This is a genomic window from Caulobacter sp. CCH9-E1, from assembly GCF_001556515.1.
Classification (GTDB): domain Bacteria; phylum Pseudomonadota; class Alphaproteobacteria; order Caulobacterales; family Caulobacteraceae; genus Caulobacter.
The window spans coordinates 1-526 of record NZ_LSJA01000325.1 but is presented as its reverse complement, the minus strand read 5'-3'; the positions used below and the strand labels follow the sequence as shown (position 1 = coordinate 526).

General features: G+C 65.2%; 2 protein-coding genes. Both read left to right on the top strand.

Annotation, left to right across the window (positions count from 1 at the left end; translation table 11 throughout):
* Nucleotides 1-20: 20 nt before the first annotated feature.
* Entirely contained in the window at nt 21-140 is a 120-nt protein-coding gene (gene cydX / locus AX690_RS18595) for a cytochrome bd-I oxidase subunit CydX (RefSeq protein WP_013080671.1), read from the top strand.
* A 257-nt stretch (nt 141-397) separates the two neighbouring features.
* On the top strand, nt 398-526 hold a 129-nt coding region (locus AX690_RS18590; protein ID WP_197426909.1), incomplete at its 3' end, for a chemotaxis protein CheW.

Sequence of the window (526 nt, the reverse complement as noted above, 5' to 3'; positions counted from 1 at the left end):
GATCCGAAGGATACGAACCAATGTGGTACTTCACCTGGATCCTGGGCCTGGGCCTGGCCGTCGCCTTCGGCGTCCTCAACGGCGTCTGGTATGAGTTCAACCTCGCCGACGACGGCGACGAAGGCCTGTCCGAGCCGTAAACCCGTCATCCCGGCCCAGCGCGAAGCGCGCCGAGCCCCGACCCAGGAGCCGGCGCATCGCGTTTGCCCCTGGGTCCTGGCTCTCCGCTACGCTGCGGCCGGGATGACAGTTTTTATTGAGCCGCGACATTTGGGCGCGCCCCGAACGCGTTTGGCTTAACGCTTGCTAAAGGCGGCGCAGGGTTAACTGGCAAGGTGTTCCGGAGCGCGTCGAATCGCGGCCCCGGAGCCAAGCCTTACGTTCCCGGGGACCGCTTATGACCGACAATACCGCGCCTGCTCTGGAGCTGATCTCGTTCTGCATCGGCGAGCAGGAATTCTGCATCGACGTGAAGACCGTCCGCGAAATCCGCGGCTGGACCCCGGCCACCCCGATCCCCCACGCC

Excerpts from the sequence above, each read along its gene's own strand:
- cydX (WP_013080671.1), top strand. The coding sequence starts at position 21 with ATGTGGTACTTCACCTGGATCCTGGGCCTGGGCCTGGCCGTCGCCTTC.